Origin of the sequence: Arthrobacter sp. Soil736, from assembly GCF_001428005.1 — a bacterium.
In the GTDB taxonomy this organism is placed as follows: Bacteria; Actinomycetota; Actinomycetes; order Actinomycetales; family Micrococcaceae; genus Arthrobacter.
In genome coordinates this window covers 48119-68872 of sequence record NZ_LMSB01000015.1, presented here as the reverse complement: position 1 = coordinate 68872, position 20754 = coordinate 48119, and the positions used below count along the sequence as shown (strand labels likewise).

At 60.2% G+C, this 20754-nt stretch carries 21 protein-coding genes and 1 pseudogene; 15 read left to right on the top strand and 7 right to left on the bottom strand.

The genetic code is table 11. The features are described from left to right. Window positions 1–481 precede the first annotated feature (481 nt). The 12 genes from ASG92_RS11310 (at window position 482) to ASG92_RS11260 (ending at window position 10803) form a co-directional block, all read left to right on the top strand. Complete coding sequence (locus ASG92_RS11310) at window positions 482–1090, top strand: DUF6349 family protein (RefSeq protein WP_056628032.1); 609 nt, start codon at window positions 482–484, stop codon at window positions 1088–1090. A 159-nt stretch (window positions 1091–1249) separates the two neighbouring features. Beyond that, window positions 1250–1483 (top strand): glutaredoxin-like protein NrdH, encoded by a 234-nt coding sequence (gene nrdH, locus ASG92_RS11305; protein ID WP_056628055.1) that lies wholly within the window; start codon window positions 1250–1252, stop codon window positions 1481–1483. A gap of 75 nt (window positions 1484–1558) precedes the next feature. After that, entirely contained in the window at window positions 1559–2191 is a 633-nt protein-coding gene (locus ASG92_RS11300) for a hypothetical protein (RefSeq protein ID WP_056628029.1), read from the top strand. Between the two features lie 62 nt (window positions 2192–2253). Next, on the top strand, window positions 2254–2400 hold the full coding sequence (locus tag ASG92_RS28280; protein WP_157372187.1) for a hypothetical protein: 147 nt from the start codon (window positions 2254–2256) through the stop codon (window positions 2398–2400). Between the two features lie 4 nt (window positions 2401–2404). After that, on the top strand, window positions 2405–2692 hold the full coding sequence (locus tag ASG92_RS11295) for a hypothetical protein (RefSeq protein ID WP_056628026.1): 288 nt from the start codon (window positions 2405–2407) through the stop codon (window positions 2690–2692). 21 nt (window positions 2693–2713) lie between these two features. Continuing rightward, complete coding sequence (locus ASG92_RS11290) at window positions 2714–3235, top strand: single-stranded DNA-binding protein (protein ID WP_056628022.1); 522 nt, start codon at window positions 2714–2716, stop codon at window positions 3233–3235. A gap of 64 nt (window positions 3236–3299) precedes the next feature. Beyond that, window positions 3300–3905, top strand: coding sequence for a DNA-binding protein (locus tag ASG92_RS11285; RefSeq protein WP_056628018.1), 606 nt, complete (start codon window positions 3300–3302; stop codon window positions 3903–3905). Between the two features lie 249 nt (window positions 3906–4154). Then, window positions 4155–4586, top strand: coding sequence for a hypothetical protein (locus ASG92_RS11280; protein ID WP_056628016.1), 432 nt, complete (start codon window positions 4155–4157; stop codon window positions 4584–4586). A 2-nt stretch (window positions 4587–4588) separates the two neighbouring features. Continuing rightward, window positions 4589–4840 carry a DUF6225 family protein gene (locus tag ASG92_RS11275; protein WP_056628013.1) on the top strand — a complete coding sequence of 84 codons (252 nt, stop codon included), beginning with the start codon at window positions 4589–4591 and terminating at the stop codon, window positions 4838–4840. 210 nt (window positions 4841–5050) lie between these two features. Then, on the top strand, window positions 5051–6619 hold the full coding sequence (locus ASG92_RS11270; RefSeq protein ID WP_056628010.1) for a type I restriction-modification system subunit M: 1569 nt from the start codon (window positions 5051–5053) through the stop codon (window positions 6617–6619). Further along, a complete protein-coding gene (locus ASG92_RS27290) occupies window positions 6616–7767 on the top strand; it encodes a restriction endonuclease subunit S (RefSeq protein ID WP_082579458.1) in 1152 nt (383 codons plus the stop codon). The genes ASG92_RS11270 and ASG92_RS27290 overlap by 4 nt, the downstream gene beginning before the upstream one ends. Window positions 7768–7809: 42 nt before the next feature. Further along, window positions 7810–10803, top strand: a complete 2994-nt coding sequence (locus ASG92_RS11260; RefSeq protein WP_240987097.1) for a type I restriction endonuclease subunit R — start codon at window positions 7810–7812, stop codon at window positions 10801–10803. A 178-nt stretch (window positions 10804–10981) separates the two neighbouring features. Here the strand turns inward: ASG92_RS11260 and ASG92_RS11255 are convergent, their stop codons facing one another. Further along, a complete protein-coding gene (locus ASG92_RS11255) occupies window positions 10982–11557 on the bottom strand; it encodes a recombinase family protein (protein ID WP_056628007.1) in 576 nt (191 codons plus the stop codon). Between the two features lie 212 nt (window positions 11558–11769). On the opposite strand from ASG92_RS11255, the gene ASG92_RS11250 reads away from it, so the two are divergent. Beyond that, window positions 11770–12099, top strand: a complete 330-nt coding sequence (locus ASG92_RS11250) for a cupin domain-containing protein (RefSeq protein ID WP_056628004.1) — start codon at window positions 11770–11772, stop codon at window positions 12097–12099. A 65-nt stretch (window positions 12100–12164) separates the two neighbouring features. On the opposite strand, the pseudogene ASG92_RS11245 reads toward ASG92_RS11250, so the two are convergent. After that, window positions 12165–12635: pseudogene (locus tag ASG92_RS11245) on the bottom strand (MepB family protein). Between the two features lie 203 nt (window positions 12636–12838). On the opposite strand from ASG92_RS11245, the gene ASG92_RS11240 reads away from it, so the two are divergent. Continuing rightward, a complete protein-coding gene (locus ASG92_RS11240) occupies window positions 12839–13993 on the top strand; it encodes an ATP-binding protein (RefSeq protein WP_056628003.1) in 1155 nt (384 codons plus the stop codon). A 363-nt stretch (window positions 13994–14356) separates the two neighbouring features. Here the strand turns inward: ASG92_RS11240 and ASG92_RS11235 are convergent, their stop codons facing one another. The 3 genes from ASG92_RS11235 to ASG92_RS11225 all read right to left on the bottom strand — a co-directional run bounded on the left by ASG92_RS11235 (window position 14357) and on the right by ASG92_RS11225 (window position 18014). Further along, window positions 14357–15826, bottom strand: a complete 1470-nt coding sequence (locus ASG92_RS11235) for an SIR2 family protein (protein WP_056628000.1) — start codon at window positions 15824–15826, stop codon at window positions 14357–14359. Window positions 15827–16182: 356 nt separating this feature from the next. Further along, window positions 16183–16641, bottom strand: a complete 459-nt coding sequence (locus tag ASG92_RS11230) for a nuclease-related domain-containing protein (protein ID WP_240987096.1) — start codon at window positions 16639–16641, stop codon at window positions 16183–16185. A 266-nt stretch (window positions 16642–16907) separates the two neighbouring features. After that, window positions 16908–18014, bottom strand: a complete 1107-nt coding sequence (locus ASG92_RS11225; protein WP_056627997.1) for an IS110 family transposase — start codon at window positions 18012–18014, stop codon at window positions 16908–16910. Window positions 18015–19114: 1100 nt separating this feature from the next. Between ASG92_RS11225 and ASG92_RS11215 the strand changes: the two genes are divergently transcribed. Then, window positions 19115–19369 (top strand): hypothetical protein, encoded by a 255-nt coding sequence (locus tag ASG92_RS11215; RefSeq protein ID WP_056627994.1) that lies wholly within the window; start codon window positions 19115–19117, stop codon window positions 19367–19369. A 403-nt stretch (window positions 19370–19772) separates the two neighbouring features. Here ASG92_RS11215 and ASG92_RS11210 read toward each other — a convergent pair whose 3' ends face one another. After that, the gene (locus tag ASG92_RS11210) at window positions 19773–20114 is read right to left on the bottom strand and encodes a hypothetical protein (RefSeq protein ID WP_056627992.1); all 342 of its coding nucleotides are present in this window, start codon (window positions 20112–20114) and stop codon (window positions 19773–19775) included. Between the two features lie 68 nt (window positions 20115–20182). Further along, window positions 20183–20754, bottom strand: a 572-nt coding sequence (locus tag ASG92_RS11205) for a hypothetical protein (RefSeq protein WP_240987095.1), incomplete at its 5' end; no start/stop codon positions are given.

Genomic DNA, 20754 nt, shown 5'->3' with positions numbered 1-20754 from the left:
ACTTGGTCGTCGTGGGTTGGGTTCTTTTCAGCCGGGACGACACACATTCGGTGTGCGGGGCCGAGTTCCGGAGCGATCGCACCGCGAGCCCGTGGACAGGTTCTCAGGCGCTCGGGGGGCTACCAGCACGGTCACGGGCGGTGACAACCACAAGCTGCAGGGCGGCGACCAATCACCACACACCACCCACGAAACCCACTTCACGCAATGCACGGCAAGACAGCGCCCGANCACGGGCGGTGACAACCACAAGCTGCAGGGCGGCGACCAATCACCACACACCACCCACGAAACCCACTTCACGCAATGCACGGCAAGACAGCGCCCGAAAACCTTGTAAACACAAGGGAATACTTTGTTGTTATGCTATCAAAATGATATCATTATAGTATCAACACGATATAGAGCGGGTGGGCTCTGCGGACACAGAACCCACCCTTGCCAAGCGACTCTCATCCCTACGCAATAAGGAGATTGGACCATGACAGCAGCAGATGTGCTGACCGGCCAGCTTGACCTTCTAACCCTACTGGAACTGGAAACGAAGCCGACTGCCCCGCTTCACTTCACCGTGGGCCACTACCATCCTGACGAGCTGGACGAGGCATATGCGTACCGGGCAAAGAGTGACGGGAGGGTGGAGGTATCCAACTGGGGCCGGCAGTGGAACGAATGCCAGACAGGCCGGAACGTCACGGTCGGATCAGCCCACCGCACCTTCACCTACGGCGCAGACCTTAGGTGCAACGAACACTGGCGCAACCCGGAGTGCCAGTGCCTGGGCAATCTCCTATACCGCGTGTACTGCCATGACTGCGACTGGTGGGGCGGAATCCATGAGAACGAGAACCGCGCCGTGGAGGACATGCTCACCCATTGCTGGCCCGGCTGGCAGGACCTGCCACTCATCACGTCATCCATGAAGCCCAGCGGGGGATACAAGTTCAAAATCCCCGAAGACTACCCCAAGGAATGGCAATACCCTGGCGCTCCCGTGCGGACGGCCAGGATGCCCATGAGTGGCCGCCATGTCCCCGGACGCAGTCCATGGGGAGGGTACGACGTCGGAGTCATAGAAGCCGGCGACTAGCCAGAGGAGGGTGGGGCCGAAATGGTCCCACCATCCCAGTGTTTTAGCCGGGAAAAGAGCAATTACTACTGGTCAAAGTAGTATCAAAGTGATATCATAATAGTATCAAGTGAACAGCCGGACGAAACCAGAACTGACAACACGATGGAGCTGATACTGATGACGATCACCGTTTACACCAAGCCAGGATGCGTGCAGTGCGATGCAACCGAGCGGGCCTTGGACAAGAAGGCAATCGAGCACCGGAACGTCGACATCACGACGGACGCCCAGGCACTGGAGCGCATCAAGGCGCTTGGGTACATGCAAGCCCCCGTCGTTGTCACCGACCACGACCACTGGTCCGGATTCCGGCCAGACAAGATCGAGGAACTGGCTCAGCTGGTCACTTAGTCGGAACCGCAACAACCTGCAGAAGCTGCGGACACAGCACCTGCCGGAACACCCTTCCTACGCAAGGAGAACATCATGAAGAAGAAGACCACCCTGACAGCCGGCACCAACGACGGGTTGCCCACTGCCTCCGACACGCTGGACGTGACCATCACCGTCCGGGAGTCCTTTGAACTCCGCGCCAGCGTCACGATCAGCCGCGACGGTTTGGAATCGTGGGTCCAGGCGCACTACGACAGCCCAGTGATCACCACGGCCCGGCTGCACCAGTACATCGACGTCATGCACGGCTCCGGGATGCTTCCCACGATCACCGCCAAGACATACGGACGCGAACACGAAGTAACGGACGTCGAGCCGCAGGTCTTTGACCGCCGAGCCATCGACTCGGGCATCTACGGCGACCAGCACGCCGAAACACTGCTCAAAGCCAACCCGATCCTCGTCTGCTCCAACCAACTGCCGGAACTGCACGACATTGACGATCACCACGTCGCGGCCGTCTACCGCGACCCGGCAAACGAGGATGCCACTACCCGGCTCATCATGGACCACAAAGGCTCCCTGAGCGGACTGGAAATCTGGGAAGACCGCGAGAGCGCCCCCGACGTGCACGCGCCGTTCCGCTCAGGCTCCGACTGGACCGACATTGAAGGTTCAGGCATCTGGGTAGACCTCCTCGCCGCAGGAATCCCCGCCGCCGACTAACGACCATCCGGTACCCGGAGCAACAAAGCCCCGGGCATCGGGCCACCAAGCTGGAGGACATTATGACTATCTGGTTCGCCGTCTACGACTCGCACCAGGGCAAGACCAAGATCAAGGCAGTCACCACCGAGGACGAACTGCACGCCTGGCTGGAACGCCACACCCACTCATTCCGCGAAGTACGCCAAATCGGCACGGCAGAGGTCTAGGGCCATGGCACGCAACAGCAGCTTCCCGTCCAAGATCACCGGATACCTCGAACCACCACAAGGGCGGCTGGACCCCACCGAACCACACCGGAGCAACTTCTCCGGCTGGTCAGCACATGGAGGGTCTACCGTCGCAGAGGTAACCGAGTTCTACTCACAGCCCGAATACGCCGACGAAGGCAAACCCATCAGCGGAGACCTGACACAACGCTTCCTCGCCCTTGAGAAAGGGGCGGAGTGGCCAAAGTACGGCGACATTCCCGACCTCAAACCACGAAACGCACTGTTCTAAACCACGAGAAAGGGCAACACCATGGCCGGAGAAACCACCATTACCGTCATAGGCAACTTAACTACGGACCCAGAGCTGAGATTCACGCCCAGTGGATCCGCGGTAGCCAACTTCACCATCGCTTCAACGCCCCGCACGTTCGACCGTCAGAGCAACGAATGGAAGGACGGCGAGACGCTGTTCCTTCGCGCGAGCGTGTGGCGGGAATCCGCCGAGAACGTGGCCGAGTCGCTGACCAAGGGGACGCGCGTTATCGTCAGCGGGCGACTGAAATCCCGCTCCTATGAGACCAAAGAAGGCGAGAAGCGCACAGTCATTGAATTCGAAGTCGACGAGATCGGCCCGAGCCTCCGTTATGCAAATGCGAAAATCAACCGCACCCAGCGCAGCGCCCAGGGCGGACAGGCAGCCGGCGGCTTCGGCAGCCAAGGCAACACCAACCCTGCAGGGCAATCCGCCCCACAGGATGATCCTTGGGCAACTCCGCAGACCAGCAACGTCGGCGGCTGGGGCAACGGTCCCGACTCCGAACCCCCGTTCTAGACCTTGAATCGTAGTAGTAGGAGTAGTATCGTTACTACTCCTACTACTTTTTGGGAGAATCGCCATGACGTCGAGTGTGAAAGACCGTGTGTTTGCCGCCGCCGAGCAGATCAGCGCCGAGCGCCGTCCGACCGTTTCCACCGTCCGCGCTGCGGCCGGCGTCAGCAACGCGGACGCCACCCGCTACTTGAAGGAATGGTCAGAGGAGAAGCTCGCCGCCGGCGGGCAGGTTGCCGCGACACCGCCGGCCCTGCTTGAACAGGCGGCGCGGCTCGCGGCAGCCTGCTGGGCCGAGGCCTCCACGCTGGCGGCCGAGCGACACACCGCCGTCGAGGCGGCCTGGGCGCAGGAACGCAGGGACAAGGATCTGGAGATAGCCGAGCTCGTGGCTGACCTGGACAAGGTGCCCGCCGAGAAAGAAGCCGCAGCCGCTGAATTCAAAGCCCGCATCACCTCTTTGGAGTCTCAGCAGAGGACTTTGGAAAAGCGGCTGGCCGACCTGGGCTCGCGGCTAGCGGACATTCGTGTAGAAGAACGCGAGGCCGCAAGCGCTGCAGCGGACGCGGAGAAGAAGTTGGCGGCAGCAGAGGCCCGCATCAGCACTCTCGAGAAGGTGCACAACGCGTTGCTGCAACGCGTTTCCCCGGAAACAAAGCCCTCCGATGCCTAAGGTCAGGGCAGCCTTTCAGGCTGCCGGGCACCTTGAGGGTCTACGCCTCCGTTTTCCGAGATGATCCGATGCCGGCACTCCGAAGTTGGGTGAAGAGCCTGCAGCGTAAGTACAACCGGCGGAAAGATGGTCAGGTGAGTATCGAGCCGGCCCGATGCCGGCTGCTGGCACGGATGTTTGACAGGACACGGCCCCTGCGGTCCGGGCAGCGGGCCGTTTACGTCTTCACTGTGCTGCCGGGGCAGGGCCATGTCCGCCACAACGTCCCCGCAGCGGAAGATCCAGGGACTTCTGGAGCTCGACGCGAACGCTGTCACAGGCAGGATCTACACTCGCCCTGGGGACAGTGCGCTGGCGCTCCTGGACGGATACACAGGCCCCGCCTGCCTGGTCACCCCCGGGCGAGGACCCGGCCAGGGGAACACGAACGACAACATGAAGGAGCGCGTAATGCCCACACCAAGCGGAATACCCACAGAGCCGATCGAGAATGACCCCATCGAGGCATACCGGGGGCGTGAGTTCTCGGACGTCCAGAAACTGCTCGATGAAGCCCTGGAGGGCCTTGAGCTCGGCGCCTATGACGCACGGATTATCGCTTGGCTGAAGAACTGGGATCAGCCGACGATCGTCACCTTGGCGAGCTTGTTCGTACGGGCGCGTGCCGGACGGGGGGAATGAGGATGGAGTTCGAACACGCCGTGCGGGCCTGGACCGTAGGGGAGCTGCGCGAGGCCCTCGAAGGGCTGCCCGATGACCTGCCAATCATCGTCGACGTCGCCGAGGAACCCGGTGGTGACACCGTTCAGGAGCAGGTAGTGATCGAGGCCGGATTTGGTCACGGAGTCGATGGCCGGGGGGAGCCGTTCGTCGGACGGGAACTTCGGATCGCCTGTGAGTTCCCGTCAGGAACGTATCTGCGGCGCGACCGATAACGGTCGTATTTGACGGTATGTCGAGGAGACCCCTCCCTCCGGAAGGGGTTGTTTGAGCTACTCCGAGGGGTAGATGGACCGAAAGTTCCCTGCATGATGACAGGGGTGGCAGACCGGGCGCGGAAATACTGCATGGCGAGAGGTCACAGATATCCTGAGACGTTGAACCCGAGCATTGAATTAATCGCGCAGTAGCGCAGGAGACGAGATATGGCCCCCACCACCAAAGAAGGACAGCGTGCAGAGCTGCACAAGACAATCTGGCGCATCGCGAACGACCTCAGAGGGTCGGTCGACGGGTGGGACTTCAAAAGCTACGTGCTCGGCATGCTCTTCTACCGGTTCATCTCCGAGAACCTCACGGCCTACATCAACACAGGCGAACACAAGGCTGGTGACCCCGCCTTCAACTACGCCATCCTGCCCGACTCGCAAGCAGAATTCGGCCGCACTGAGACTGTTGCTGAGAAGGGCTTCTACATTCTCCCCTCCGAGCTCTTCCAGAACGTCCGCAAAGGCGCCTCGCACGATGCGAACCTGAACGAAACGCTTGCCCGGGTTTTCAAGAACATCGAGGGCTCCGCCCTCGGGACCGGTAGCGAAGACGACCTCAAGGGCCTGTTCGACGACCTCGACGTCAATAGCTCCAAGCTTGGCAACACGGTCGCCAAGCGCAACGAGAAACTCGTGAAACTGTTGGACGCTATCGGGGACCTTCCGCTTGGAAAATTTGGAGACAACTCGATTGACCTGTTCGGTGACGCCTACGAGTACCTCATGCAGATGTACGCGTCCAGCGCCGGCAAGTCCGGCGGCGAATATTACACACCCCAGGAAGTCTCCGAACTCCTGGCCCGCATCACAGTGGTCGGCAAGACACAGGTAAACAAGGTCTATGACCCGGCGGTCGGGTCTGGTTCCCTGCTGCTGAAGTTCGACAAAATCCTCGGCAAGGGCAATGTACGCCAAGGCTTTTACGGCCAGGAGATCAACCTGACCACGTACAACCTCGCACGCATCAATATGTTCCTCCATGACGTGAACTACGAGAAGTTCAACCTTGCCCACGGCGACACCCTCATCGATCCCGCGCACTGGGACGAGGAACCGTTCGAAGCGATCGTTTCCAACCCTCCGTATTCGATCAAGTGGGACGGCGACTCCAATCCTCTGCTTATCAACGACCCGCGTTTCGCCCCGGCTGGTGTGCTCGCGCCAAAGTCCAAGGCCGACCTCGCCTTCACGATGCACATCCTGTCTTGGCTGGCCGTCAATGGTACCGCTGCGATTGTAGAGTTCCCCGGCGTCCTTTACCGGGCGGGAGCAGAGCAGAAAATCCGTAAATACCTCATCGACAATAACTACGTGGACGCCGTCATCCAGCTCCCACCGGAGCTGTTCTTCGGCACTACGATCGCGACCTGCATCATAGTGCTCAAAAAATCCAAAACCGACAACGCCGTCCTGTTCATCGACGCGTCGGCAGAGTTCTCGCGCGGCGGCAATAAGAACAAACTCACCAAACCCCATCAAAAGAAAATTCTGGACGCTTTCACGACTCGTGAAGATGCCGAGCACTTCGCAAAACTCGTTCCCAACGTGGACATCGCGGCCAGCGCCTATAACCTCGCTGTGGCCTCCTACGTCGAACCTGTAGACACCCGTGAAATCATCGACATCACAGAGATCAACGTAGAGATCGCCCGCATCATCACACGCCAGCAAGAACTCCGCACCTCCGTCGACGAGATCGTTGCCGACCTCGAGCGCGCACGATGAGCCGCATCGCTGAACTGATCGCGGAGTTGTGCCCACAAGGAGTTGATTTCGCTCCTCTCGGCGAACTCGTTCGTATACGCAATGGCAAGGATTACAAGGCCCTCGGGATAGGTGAGATTCCCGTGTATGGAACTGGCGGCGTGATGCTCCACGTTAACGAATCCGCCCACCCTGGTCCCTCGGTACTGATCCCTAGGAAGGGCTCGCTCAACAAGCTTTACTACGTTGATAAACCGTTCTGGACCGTGGACACCCTCTTCTATACGGAGATTGGTGATCGCTTGGTACCGAAGTTCTTGTTCTACCACCTATCAACTCAGCGCCTCGAAGAGCTTAATCGGGCCGGTGGTGTTCCGAGCCTGACGCAATCCGTGCTCAATCTTCTGGTTGTCCCTGTGCCGCCTCTAGAAGTTCAGCGGGAGATCGTGCGTATATTGGATCAATTTACTCAGCTCGAAGCGGAGCTGAATGCGGAGCTAATGGCCCGGAGGCGTCAACGGCTTGCGTTCACTCGCCTTCTACCTGGTGCGGCACATAACGAAGACAAATCGTCAAACGTCAAGCACATTCGGCTCGGCGAAGTGGCATCTCAGTACGTCGAACCAATCAAAGTTCAGGACGACACGACGTATACCAGCCTCGGCGTGAAATGGTACGGCGAAGGGGTTCTCGCTCGCCAGCCGAAACTTGGCAGCGCGATAAAAGGAACGGTGCTCTATGCGGTGAAACCTGGTTATCTCGTCTATAACCGAATGTTCGTGACCGAAGGATCATTCGCGATCGTCCCTCCAGAACTCGCCAACGGAGTCGTATCAAATGAATTCCCGGTGTACGAACTCGACCGCTCACGAATACTGCCTGAATGGTTGCTGCTGTATCTTCAGGACGAGTACACACTCAAACGGATAGCAGCGGAAGTCACTGGGGTCGAACGAGGCTCAACGAAAAGTCGCATGCGCTGGAAAGAGGGGCAGTTCGAGGCATTCCAAATCGCATTGCCGTCAATTTCTGTCCAGCGCGAGATGGTCCGTGTAGTCGGAACTGTCGCCGCTCTCGAATCGGCCTTGCGCGACGAACTGACGGCTCGTCGCAAGCAGTTTGAGTACTACCGCAACAAGCTCCTGACGCTCGAAGAGGCAGTTACATGATTGACGCAACTCCGCGAAAGTATCACCCAATCGCGGTCTCGAGTGAGAGCACAGTCGTTGCCGAGTATGTGCCTGATGCTAAGGCTGAGGCGGCGTATCAGTCCCGAGGCGCACCTTGAACGTGAGTTCATCCGGTTGTTGCGGTCGCAGGCGTATGGATTTCTACCGATTAACTCCGAGGCACAGCTCGTCGCCAATCTGCGTGCCCAGCTGGAGGCTTTGAACTGCATCACATTCTCCGACGCGGAGTGGAAGCAGTTCTTCTCCGAACGGGTGGCTGGTGCGAATGACGGCATCGTTGAAAAGACGGTGCGCATTCAGGATGATCATGTCCAGTTGCTGAAGCGGGATGACGGTTCGATCAAGAACATCGCACTGATCGATAAGCAGAACATCCACAACAACCGTCTGCAGGTCATCAACCAGTACGAGACTCCCCAGGGCGAGGGTGGTGGGAAGTACGCGAACCGGTACGACGTGACGGTGCTCGTCAATGGGCTGCCGATGGTCCACATCGAGCTCAAGCGCCGCGGCGTGGATATCCGCGAGGCGTTCAACCAGATCGACCGGTACCAGCGCGGCAGTTTCTGGGCAGGCTCCGGCCTCTTCGAGTACGTGCAGTTGTTCGTGATCTCCAACGGCACGTTGACGAAGTACTACTCCAACACCACGCGCCGCCAGCACCTGAGCGAGGCTACGGGGTCCAAGCGCGTCCGCAAGACCTCCAATTCCTTTGAGTTCACTTCCTGGTGGGCCGATGCACAGAACAAGCCAATCACTGATCTCTCCGCGTTTGCGAAGACGTTCTTCGCCAAGCACACGCTGCTGAACATCCTCACCAGGTACTGCGTGTTGACCGCCGACAACATGCTGCTGGTCATGCGCCCGTACCAGATTGTCGGGACCGAGAAGATCTTGCAAAAGATCGAGATTTCCACTAACTACAAGCAGCTCGGCACGATCGGGGCCGGCGGGTACGTGTGGCACACGACAGGGTCGGGCAAGACGCTGACCTCATTCAAGGCGGCCCAGCTCGCCTCGAAGCTGCCCTCCGTCGACAAAGTGTTGTTCGTGGTGGACCGCAAGGACCTCGATTACCAGACCATGCGAGAGTACGACCGGTTCGAAAAGGGCGCGGCGAACTCGAACACCTCCACCGCGGTGCTGAAGAAGCAGCTCGAGGATCCGGGGGCACGGATCATCATCACTACCATCCAGAAGCTCGCGACGTTCATCGCCGGCAACAAGGGCCATGAGATCTACGGTGGCCACGTCGTGATCATCTTTGACGAGTGTCACCGGTCGCAGTTCGGTGACATGCACACCGCGATCACCAAGGCGTTCAAGCGCTACAACCTGTTCGGTTTCACCGGTACCCCGATTTTCGCCGCCAATTCCGGCAGCGGCGGGAACCCGCAGTTGAAGACCACCGAGCAGGCGTTCGGCGAGAAGCTGCACACGTACACGATCGTCGACGCCATTACGGACAAGAACGTGTTGCCGTTCCGGATTGACTACGTGAACACGGTCAAGATCGGCAACGTGGTCGACAAGCAGGTCTCCGCGATCGACACCGAAAAAGCGTTGCTGGCTCACAAGCGGATCTCCAAGATCGTGGAATACACGCAGGAGCACTTCGACCAGAAGACCAAACGCACCGAAGGCTACACCCTCGGCGAGAAACGGGTGCGCGGGTTCAACGCCCTCTTCGCCACCGCGTCTATCCAGGCCGCCCGAACGTACTACCAGCACTTCCAGGAACAGCAGAAAGCGCTGGTCCCCGACAAGCGGCTAAAGATCGGCCTGATCTACTCCTACGGGGCGAACGATCCCGTCGAGGACGGCGCGCTGGAGGAGGAAGGATTCGACACCAGCGCGTTAGACGCCGATGCCCGATCATTCCTGGAAGCCGCGATTCAGGACTACAACGCCGTGTTCGGCACCTCGTTCGACACCAGCGCCGACCGGTTCCAGAACTACTACAAAGACCTCTCGCTGAAACTCAAGCAGCGAGAAATCGATCTGGTGATCGTGGTCAACATGTTTCTCACCGGATTTGACGCGACCACCTTGAACACCTTGTTCGTGGACAAAAACCTCCGAGCCCACGGATTGATCCAGGCCTATTCCCGCACTAACCGCATCCTGAACTCCGTCAAGACCTATGGCAACATCGTCTCCTTCCGTGACCTCGAGGAACAGACCAACGACGCGATCGCACTGTTCGGCAACAAAGATGCCCGCGGGGTGGTGCTGCTAAAGCCCTACGGCGAGTACTACAGCGACTATGCCGAAAAGGTCACCGAGCTACTCACTATGTTCCCGCTGGGCACGCCGATCACCGGGGAGTCAGCGCAAAAGGAGTTCATTGGGCTGTTCGGTGCGATCCTGCGCCTGCAGAACATCCTTACGTCGTTCGACGAGTTCACCGGTCACGAGATTCTCAGCGAACGGCAGGGCCAGGACTACCGCAGCGTGTACCTGGACCTGTACGCAGATTTCCGCAAGGACAAGAACGCGGAGAAGGAACAGATCAACGACGACATCGTCTTCGAGATCGAGCTGATCAAACAGGTCGAGATCAACGTCGACTACATCCTCATGCTCGTCCAGAAATATCGCAAAGAACGCGGTGACGGTGAAGATAAAGAAATCCGTGCAGAGATCGCCCGAGCCGTGGATGCCAGCCCAACCCTGCGCAACAAGAAAGACCTTATCGAAGACTTCGTTGATTCTCTCTCAGCCGACGGGGAGATTGATCAGGAATGGAGAGCGTTCATCGTCGCCAAACGTGAAGCCGAGCTCAACGCCATCATCGAAGACGAGAACCTCCGCCCCGACGAGACACGCAGCTTCATGGATATTGCATTCCGCGACGGCCAGATACTCACCACCGGAACATCGATCACTAAAGTTCTACCGCCAGTTTCGCGCTTTTCCGCAGCTGGCGGCCACGGCGAGAAAAAACAAAACGTCATCGCCAAACTCAGCGCGTTCTACGAACGATTCTTCGGCCTTAGCTCGACAGGAAACTAGTCACGGCCACTAAACCCCACCACCGGAGGCAGATCAGAAACGGTCGTTTCCGTGCACGGGCCACAGCGCATCGTCCACGCCTCCTGATGCCGCGCCAATTCGCGGAACGCCGAGGCTGACCTTTGCACGAAACTGTGACTCGCGGCGATAAATGGCGGTGTTTTTGCGGCGCTATTTGTCACGTTGGCGTTGCCGTTGCTCGTTGGATGGCACGGTAGACCGTAGAGCGAGCGATGCCGAACAGTTCGGCAATCTCTGTCGTGGTGTGCACCCCGCCCTGATGGAGGCTAACGAGGTGCGCCTCTTGGGCTTTCGAGAGCTTTGGTTGTTTCCCTCGGAGCCGGCCCTTGGCTTTTGCCGCCGCCATTCCTTCCCGCGTTCTGGCACGGATGAGGTCGGCTTCGAACTCGGCAACCATGCCCAGGACGTTGAATAGCAGCTTCCCTACCGGATCGTGAGGGTCGTAGACGCTGCCGCCGAGGTTGAGAGCAACCCCTTTGCGGGTGAGCTCGTCCGCGATGTCTCTGGCGTCGGGCAGCGACCGAGCGAGGCGGTCAAGCTTGGTCACCACAAGGGTGTCACCGTTGCGGCAGGCTGCCAGGGCTTTGCCAAGGCCGGGTCGCTCGCGTTGGGTGCCGGTGAATCCGTGATCGACGTATATAGCGTCGGGATCCACGCCGGCGGCCGCGAGAGCGTCCCGCTGGGCGGTCAGGTCTTGGGTGTTGGTGGAGACGCGGGCGTAGCCAATAAGCATGACGCCGAGTGTAGCGTTTAGGGCACCTTCACCGGGCAGTTTTGCGGGCGGGTCTTACGGGAATCCAAGAACCCTGGAACGGCGGGGACTTTGATGAACGTTCCATGAAACTGAACAGCGGCCGGTGGAGGACCGGCTTACGGGCACTCATTACCCCGCTGCTACATTGGGCAAATGACTGCTGACGTGCACAACGTGAAAATGCCCTCGCCTTGATCTCCGACCATTGGCAGCCGCACCGGCTGACCAGCATCAACGACTACGACATCAAGGTCGTGAAGCTCAAGGGCGAATTCGTTTGGCACACGCATCCCGATACTGACGAATTGTTCATGGTGATTTCCGGCGAGCTAATAATCCAGCTTCGCGACGGAGACGTGGTTCTCGGCCCTAACGATGTGTTCGTCGTACCCCGCGGTGTAGAGCATTGCCCCAAGGCAGCAGCGGAAGTCTCAGCCCTCCTCATTGAGCCCAAGGGCACGGTGAATACCGGAGACGCCGGCGGCGATATGACGGCAGAGCTGCAGGAGTTCGACGTCTAGAACGATGTCCGTCCCCTAACGACCGGCTTACGGACGCCGTAGAAGTGCGTCGCGATCGTTTCCATTCATGGTCCGCGGCGTGTTACTCGGAGGAAGCTCGGCGAACGCAGCCCCCTGCGCGCGCTGGTGCGTAACGCTTGAGGATTCAGGTCGGTGCACCATGCGGGATAGACGCGGAAACCGCGCTTGCCGGGATGCAGCTCGGAGCTGACGTATCCGAGCGAGATCAGGTGCGCCGGGGTGAATTGGAAGACCCCGAACCGTTCCTGCTCCTCGACGAAGACGAGCAGTCCAGACATCGACTAGTCAGCCGTGAAGGGCCTGGTCGATCCGCCTTCGCCGCGCTTCCAGACCGCGACGAAGGCGCCCGGCTTCGTCGGTGTGATCCGGGCGGTGCGGATTCGCCACTGCTCCTTGCCGATTAGTGCGACCCCAGATTCATAGTCGCTGTTCTGTTCTTCAACCTGGATGACAGGCTGTGCATCGGCAGGAGCAGGCGCAAGGCCGATGAAGAGCTTGAGTGCGTGGAAGTTCACTCCCAAACTGTATTCGCTCAAACCCGGCCTGAAACCCCGTCCGGTAAAGGATCCCTCACAGATCGGAGAGAATTGGGCCAGGTCTCCGGCCGACCAAAGTTGTAGCACAGACGCTGCGCGTTCGTCTCCGTGGAAGAGGCTTTGGCGGTTTATCGTTTGTTACAGAGCAGTAGCTCTATAACAAACGATAATGAGAGGTGCTTATGCAGCCGAGTCCCTACACACCCGGTGAGATCGCGCGCACGATTCCCGGCCGGCTCCAGCAGCTGGCCGACTTCGACGAACGGCTTTCCTATCTAGTGGACCTGCAGCGGCTTGTAGGCAGGATCCGCGTCGATCATGCTCCCCGCGGCTTCGGGAAGACGTCCCTGCTGCGGCAATACCAGCGCCGTGCGCAGGAGCGCGGCGTACTCACAATCTGGGTCACAGCAGGCGAAAGCGGCGGCCTCATTCCTCAGGTCGCCGCAGAGATCTCGCGGGCAACGTCAGGATGGCGCGATGAGGCGCGCAAGGCCGTCCACTCGCGCCTCGAGAGCCTCACTGTGCGCATCGGCCTGCCTGGTATTGCCGGAGCGGACGCGACACTCCGCACCGCAGAGGACGCATCGGCTCCGGCGGACAGCCGAGCCTTCGAAGCGCTCGTGCGAGCCGCGGCCGCCGGTGACGGCCACAGCGGACTGGTGATTCTCATCGACGAGATCCAGTCAGCAGATCCGGAGGGCCTTCGCACACTCGCGTACACATGGCAGCATCTGCAGGCTGAGGGGGCGGATGTGCCCGCGGCGGTCCTCACCGCTGGGCTTCCGAATGTTTCGGACGCCGTCGCTGCCGCGGTCACGTTCAGCGAACGGTTTGCCTACCGGCCGCTCCCACCGCTCGAGCCTGCTGCTGAAGAGCTTGCTCTCGCTGTCCCGGCGCAAGAACTCGGGGTGCAATGGGAACGGGACGCGCTTGAGGAAGCCGTCGTGGTCGCGCGCGGCTATCCCTACATGGTCCAGCTCATCGGAGACGCTGCTTGGGCCGCGGCCGGACGCCCGGACCCGGGCGTGGCTATCACCGCTGCCCACGTTCGCATCGGACGCGACGCCATGGAGGCAGATTTGGAGGCCCTCTTCCGAGCGAGGTGGGCTAACGCCTCCGCTGGGGAACGCGACTTCATGGCCGCGATGGCCTCAATCGGTGACGACGCGGTCCGCCGCACAGACGTTGCAAGGATCCTTGGTGTGAGCAGCGAAAGCCTCTCCGTGCCCCGCGCGAGGCTGATCGACAAGGGATTCCTCCAAGCCAGCGGACGCGGCACGCTCGAATTCACCATTCCAGGATTCCCCCAGTTTGTCCGCGACCTCGGACAGGACTAGGGGTTTCCAGCGAAATCCTGTCTCGTCTCCATGGGATGACCCTCTCGGCAGGCATACCCCAAGCGGTCGCCGTTCCTTGGCCTCCGTTTGGGGATCGTGGACCGAGACGCCGTGCCTCCAGGCGTCTGCCGGTCATTTGGTCGCGATGATGAGGAAACGGTGTGAGTGATCGTCAGTGTTCCCGCGTCGTGGATGCGTCGGCGTACACGTTTCGCATGACGAATGAAACCCTGGAAAGGCTCCGGAGTGCCGCCCCGGCTGAGGACCGGAGCATCCAGTGGGTCTTCGACAAGATCCCGTGCCGGCTCTCGACAAGTAGGCCAATGCCTCCAGCCGGGCTCTATGACTAGAACGGGGAGCCCGTTACTCCGCGGTTACATCGACTTCCACTCGGGTGACTTCTTGTCTAGTACTTGTCAGGTACTGAAGCGACATAGCGATCCGGCCACTTTTTTGTTCGATAAATCGTGGCTCGACATCGAGGTATGTATCTACAGCGAGATCGCCCAAATTGTGCCATGGAACCGTATCCGCTCCCGACCTCGGCTGCGCGAAGCCTCGAAGGATGTCCACGCAACCCTCGGGTTGATTCCGTTCCGTTCTGATTGTTAGCCCCTCGACGTCGTCGCCGAGGTTGGTCACGCGGATCAGGGGAGTGCCGTCACTATCTCGGAGGAACTTTGCTTCAAACCTGTTGAGTTGATCGGGAGTAGGCCCTTGTTGCAGGGCCTCAAGCAGTTTCTCCTTGGCGGTGTTCCGTATGACCTTCATTCGGGGAGGGCCGGTTGGGCCGCGGAAAGAGGTGCTTAGCAGTCCGTCGACAAGGTCCTTCTGAAACCCATGGGGCTGCCTGGGCCAGGCGGGGTCTAGAACGGTTAGTGTCCGCGACCCGTCCGCGTTGATCCAATCCCTGATGACGCCGTTGATGTGGTCATCACCGAACGAGTAGCCGACGATCACAAGCCGACGCGCCTTCTCGAGTGATTCCTGAAAGCTACGCATTAGAGCCAAAGTAGGCCCGTCCGCGGTGAGCTTTTCACGGTCGCCGATAACGATTGCAGGAACTCGATTGTCGGCCGGCTCGCTCGTGGTGACGACCGAAGTTCTGATGAACCTGTTCTCGTCTCCGTTACCTGGAATTCGCGGCTGGTAGGTCCAGTCAATGGACCCATGGAGTTTGATCAGGTTCAGTTTGGGACCAGATCTGGGTTCGAATTCCAAAGGTTTTCCAGGTTCCCAGCCGACAATACCCGTATCAAATTCGACCCCGGCCTGTTGGCACATTGCTTCGACTGTGAGGTCGTAGTTCAAGGTCGCAATGTCCAACACGCCCTGAACTTCAGCGAGGCTTGCCAAAGGTCTTAGGTAGCTTACGTCGCCGTAGCAGGCCAGCCGACTGCATACTGATGCCTTTAATTCGCGCTCCAGCCGTTCGTAGATAGCCCCGCTTCCAGGCTGCATCGCTGCGCGTGAAATTTCAGCAACTGCCTTGGCCACTGCATCTCCGGATCCGGTACCCGATAGGGCGCGGGCGATTTCTCCAGCCACGGAGTTACTTGAGGGTGGAACAGGGTGGTCATCAAAGGCTTCGACGCTGGGCAGCCATGCCGTCACGAATGGTGCTGCCTCGTGGTCGGACCGGGTTTTGAGTAGTCGAAGCGCCGAGAACATTCGTTCGACGTTAAGGGCACTGTACGGATTGCCGCCCGTATTGCCGCGGTGGCCGATCATCGCGCTGCAGACAAAATTAAGCGTCTCTGCCAACCTCCGGCTTTCGTAATTCTGACTCTGTCCCATCAGGTCAATCAGATCTTTGGTCAGCTGCCCGGTCATTGGGAGACCAGCATCCGCGGATGCTCCAGCACCTAACAGCACAGCGACGCGCGACTCTTTCAAGCTCTGTCTCTCTTCTCGGAAGGTCTAGATTCGGGCCTCAGAAATACTGGAAGCCTTCCTACGGTGGATTGCCTTGCAAATGGCGGGCGGACGGCTTCCTCGCGGCGGGCTTGACGTTGTCATTCCCTCAGGATACGGATCCCTACTGACACCTCCGGGCCGGATCGGGGTCTCAAGGCGAATTGTCGTTTTTCGAACTCGACTGCACGTTTGAATCCGTTTGCACCGCTGCCCTGCCCGCAAGGGGAACCCTTAGCGTGCTTCCGAACAGCTTCGAACATCGACACCTGACGTCACGCAGACTTGAATCGAGAGGCTACCGCCTCACGCATAGCCGCCACATCAACGTCGCCGGCTGTCTGCTCTATAAGCACTTTGGCTAACCGTTTCGGCCAGAGCACGTGAACGCCATGAGTCGAGAACGCGCCCCCGATCAGGGGCCAGTCTGCTTCGATGAAGCACAGCGCCCCGGTGACCGGAACATCCCCGACGAGGTCGCGCACGACGTCGACCTGTTTGAGCACCCCATCGACCAGTTTCGTGCAATCACGCCGGCCGACGAGGAGCTTCTCGACGCGTGGGCGAAGGATGCCACCCTCGATCTTCAGTTCAGGCCGTCCCTTGTACCGCTTGGCATCGATCACCCAGATTCCACCGGGAGTGATAGCGATGTGGTCGATATTGGCCTTCGAGCCGGGGATGCGTCGGTCGTGGAGGACAGCTGATATGTAGGTCGGGTTGTCAAGAGGCATGGATGAGCGGCTCCTGGGTTTGTTCCGGGGGCCGCTCATCGTGTGCCGGCCGGTTGTGGTGACGGTGTTGGCGAGTCTTTCTCGACTGCAGTGTCAGGCTGACATGCGCGGGTTGGTTACCGCATGACGATTTGTTCGGCTGGAGCAGTATCGGTGTCTAGGATCGAGCGTCGACGGGGTTGGGCCCTGTCTGCTCATAGCTGTCTCTCGAGTTAGCTCCGGATGCTGCCATCGCACTTCCACCACGTCCGGGGGCACGTTTTTTGTCAGGCCGCGTTCATGCGTTCTCCTTGCTGGAGCGGGGCGGCCAAGGACCAGCACCAGCCTGCGAGTTCGCGGGCTATCGCGGTGTTGGCCTTGACTGACATTTTGTGCCGTTCATCGAAGACTTCCCACTTGTGGTGGAGCCTGTGGTTTCCTTCCAAGGCGCGGATGCGGGTTGGCGGGGCGACGAGATCGAGCTGGTGCAGCAGCCGTTCCCCTGGCCGGGCGTAGGGGCGCCGGTGTTGCCAGGCGGCTTCGATGAGGAGTTTGCGGGCGTAGGTGTTGCCAGCCTTGGTGATCGGGCCTTGGCGCCGGGATTGGCCGGAGGAGTTCTCGCTGGGCACCAGCCCAAGATAGGACCCGATGGAAGAGCCGGTGAAGCGGGTCCAGTCCCCGATCTCCACGGCCAGCCCGAACCCGGTCGTGAGCTGGATACCGCGCAGGCACATCAACGCCTGAATCACCGGGCCGTAACGGCATGCCGCCGCCGTGACGGCGACCTGCTTGTCGATCCGGGCCAGGTGCCCGGCGAGGAGCTCGGCCTGCTCGACATCGGCCTCGTAGGTGAACTGCAGCGCCGGTTCATCAAAGTGTTGGCGGTGCAGCCACCGGCTGTGTTCCCTCGTCCATCGGGTGTCCTTGGGGTAGCGGATGCCGTGGCGCAGCAAGATGGCATTCACATGTTGGCGGGCGTGCGCGAGGTCCTTGGCCGTGCCGGAGCGCAGCCGGGACAGATCCCGCAGCGCTTCCTCTTCCGGGTCCGGGATCCGCACCTCGGTGACCGAACCGACCGCGAGCATCTCGGCCAGTGCCCGGGCATCCCGCCGATCAGTTTTAATGCGGTCCCCGGGAGCGCGCAACAGTTTTGAGGACGCCGCTACTATGCAGTTGATGCCCGCAGCCTGCAGGTACCGGGCCAGGACGAACCCGGTAGGGCCGGACTCGTAGACGACCTTGACCGGCGGCTCGAACCGGCGGACCCACTGCAGGACAACGGCAGGGTCAGAAGCCATCGCGTGGCCGCTGATTTCACCCGTGGCCGGGTTCAGTGCATGGCCGACGACGTTGACCGCGTGAACATCCAGACCAATGAAAGTATGCTCAAACATAGCCGGGACCTCCCAAACCTCACATGTGGCACTACCATTGCACCCCCGACGAGCCGACAGGCCAAGGGAGCCGACCAGTGGCAACCCACGGACCTCTGTGAAACAGAAGGCCCCGGCCCCTCAGACCCTTGGCCGTTGCCTGCCCGTCCGGATAAAGGACATCACCGCCGGGGATCAAGTCCCGCAGCGCCGCTCCCTCCCCTCAGTCGGAGCGGATCACGTCAAGCCGGCGCTGCCGGGACCGCCCGGCGATAATGGCCGCCCCGGACGGGTGCATGACTGCATCTCACTTCATATCGTCTAGGCCATCGGCGGCCAGGGCATCTAGCCGAGCGCCGAGGCGTTCCTCACCGACCGCGCCTCGATCCCAAGACTTGGTGTGCGGCCGCTCGTCAGAGAGGGCGACCGCGAGGCCACCGAAGCGACCCCACTTCTCACGGAGCGTTTCCTCGTCCTTCGCCTTGCGGCGCTCATATTCGCGTCGGGCGGACGACCCGGCTACTCCGGACTCAATGGACAACGACTCATCACAAGGTGGTTCCAGATCGGGGGACATGGTTTCCGTAGCCTCAGTGGCACACTCCAAGCAGCGAACGGTCTTCGTCTCGCTCTCATAGATCGCTTCTGTCCCGGCCAGAAGAGAGGCACCGCACAGCCGACACGCTCCGGCGTACCGGAGCCTCATCTGCTTCATGAGGATGCGCTTTGGATCACCGGCACGGACCAAGTCTGCTTGTAGATCACGGCGGTTAGTCCGCGGATGCACTTTGCCATGGCCCAATCCTCACCCACAGCAGGAACTTTTTCGGGGCATGCCGCGCCTACCTGGCATCCAAAGACCTCGCGAACTGTCCCAGTGAAGGATCCCCTTGCGGGCTGCACCGCGCCAAGTAGCGCTGTGAAAAAGCCGCCATTTATCGCTGAAAGTCACACTTCCACGCTTCCTGTCTCGCCGCGCCATTTCGCGGAACGCCAACACTGACTTTTGCACGAAACGCTGCACGGAACCGGAACATGAACGACGGCGACCTGTATTGAGTTTCGTGCACGCTTGCTAGTCTGAGCCCAGCGGGATCAACCAGCCCCCACAGGAGAGACCAATGCCCACCCTCAAGCCAAGGAACGCGGGGCACCACCCCAGCGAACCTCGGGTCCTCATCCAGGACGTGATCCCGTATGAGGTGCCCGAACACCTCGAAGACCTTCGCGGACCCGCGGAAGGCGTCCTGACGCTACCGCAGCATGTCTACTGGGGACCCAAAGCAGAGTGTGACCTGGGGGAGCCGGAGGGCGTCATCAAGGCCTACCAGGCGATCCTGCGCGCGAAGGCACACGAGCGGATCAGAAAGAACTGATGAACGCCGGCCTTTTGGTCAGGGTGTGGAACGATCTGATGCTCCCGGTTCGGGCTAGGAACCTGTGGGAGAACAAGTTCCCGCAGCTGGCGCAGCACTCCTAATGTCGGGCGTCGAGTACCAGCGTGATGTCAGTTTGCGCACGCTTGGCTGACGAAACAGAAATCGCGGAATAGTAGGCGAGGTCCCTAAATGGACCGGCCTAAAGTGCAAGCGAGCCGGCCACTTAGCGACGGGACGCGAGGAAATCCGTCCAAGCCCCTCGCCCCCATGGGCACGGCAAAAGCGGACGACGGGACCCACCTGACCGCCTGCACACAACCACCACGTCGCCACCGGGACAACCCTCACCCGGGGCGAGCGGTGGCCGTGCACAGCCTCCACTTGCGGAGGTGCTACACGATCAAGGGACTTCGATCCTTGCAGCGTTGGAGTTGACCAGGTCGACATAGGACCAGAGGAGCGTGAGCCACCCGCCGCTGCCGTCCTCGGGGAGCACGTACTTGCGTTCCGGATCAATGACGTTTCCCCAGCTTGCGGTTTGTTCCTCGAAGGCGTGCTTGTCTGTCAGTTCAGCGAATGCGCTGGAGTCCGCACCGGCGTCGTTGGCCCGTTCGATGATCTTGTCGAACAAGACCTTCTCGGTGGCCCAATGAACTACTTCCGAGGGGCTTGGCGGTGTTTGATCCTTCGCGGCCAGCTGAAGGATTACTTGGCCGAAATGGCCGTAGGTTCCGAGGTCCATGTGCAGTCTCCTGATGTGAGTGGCTGTGTGTACCTCATGAGCGTACAACCCGTCGTCTCGTGCCTGGCTCAGACCGGGCGGGCCTGCTCCAGGCGGTGCAAGCACGCTGTGTAGGCGCTCATGGTTTCTTCGAATCTGAGCAGGCGCAAACCGCCGTAAACGGCGGCTTCGGCTCGTCCTTCCTGAGCGTCTTCAGCTTCGTAAAGGAGCGGCTCGCAGACTGCTCCATTTGCTGAGAGGCTAGCGATTCCCCACGGATGTTCCGGAGTTGCAACAGTGATCCCTGCAGCATCAAAGGTGTCCCGGAGGACATACGTCGTCACCGTCCGCCAGGACTGCAGGAAGGGCGGCAGTAGCTTGTCGATAAGTTCATCGTCTTTGCCGTGGTACGCGCTGCTTAGCGCGAACCTCAGGGCATCCCATTCTTCCGCCGAACGGACCATGAGGTGGGCGGTGCGAATCTGGGCCGATGCTGCGTTGAACGTCATGGGTAAGTCCCCAAACTTCCTGTCGTTTCTGGTGTGCTGTCTGTCAGCCCTCGGGCGCTGTCTTGCCGTGCATTGCGTGAAGTGGGTTTCGTGGGTGGTGTGTGGTGATTGGTCGCCGCCCTGCAGCTTGTGGTTGTCACCGCCCGTGACCG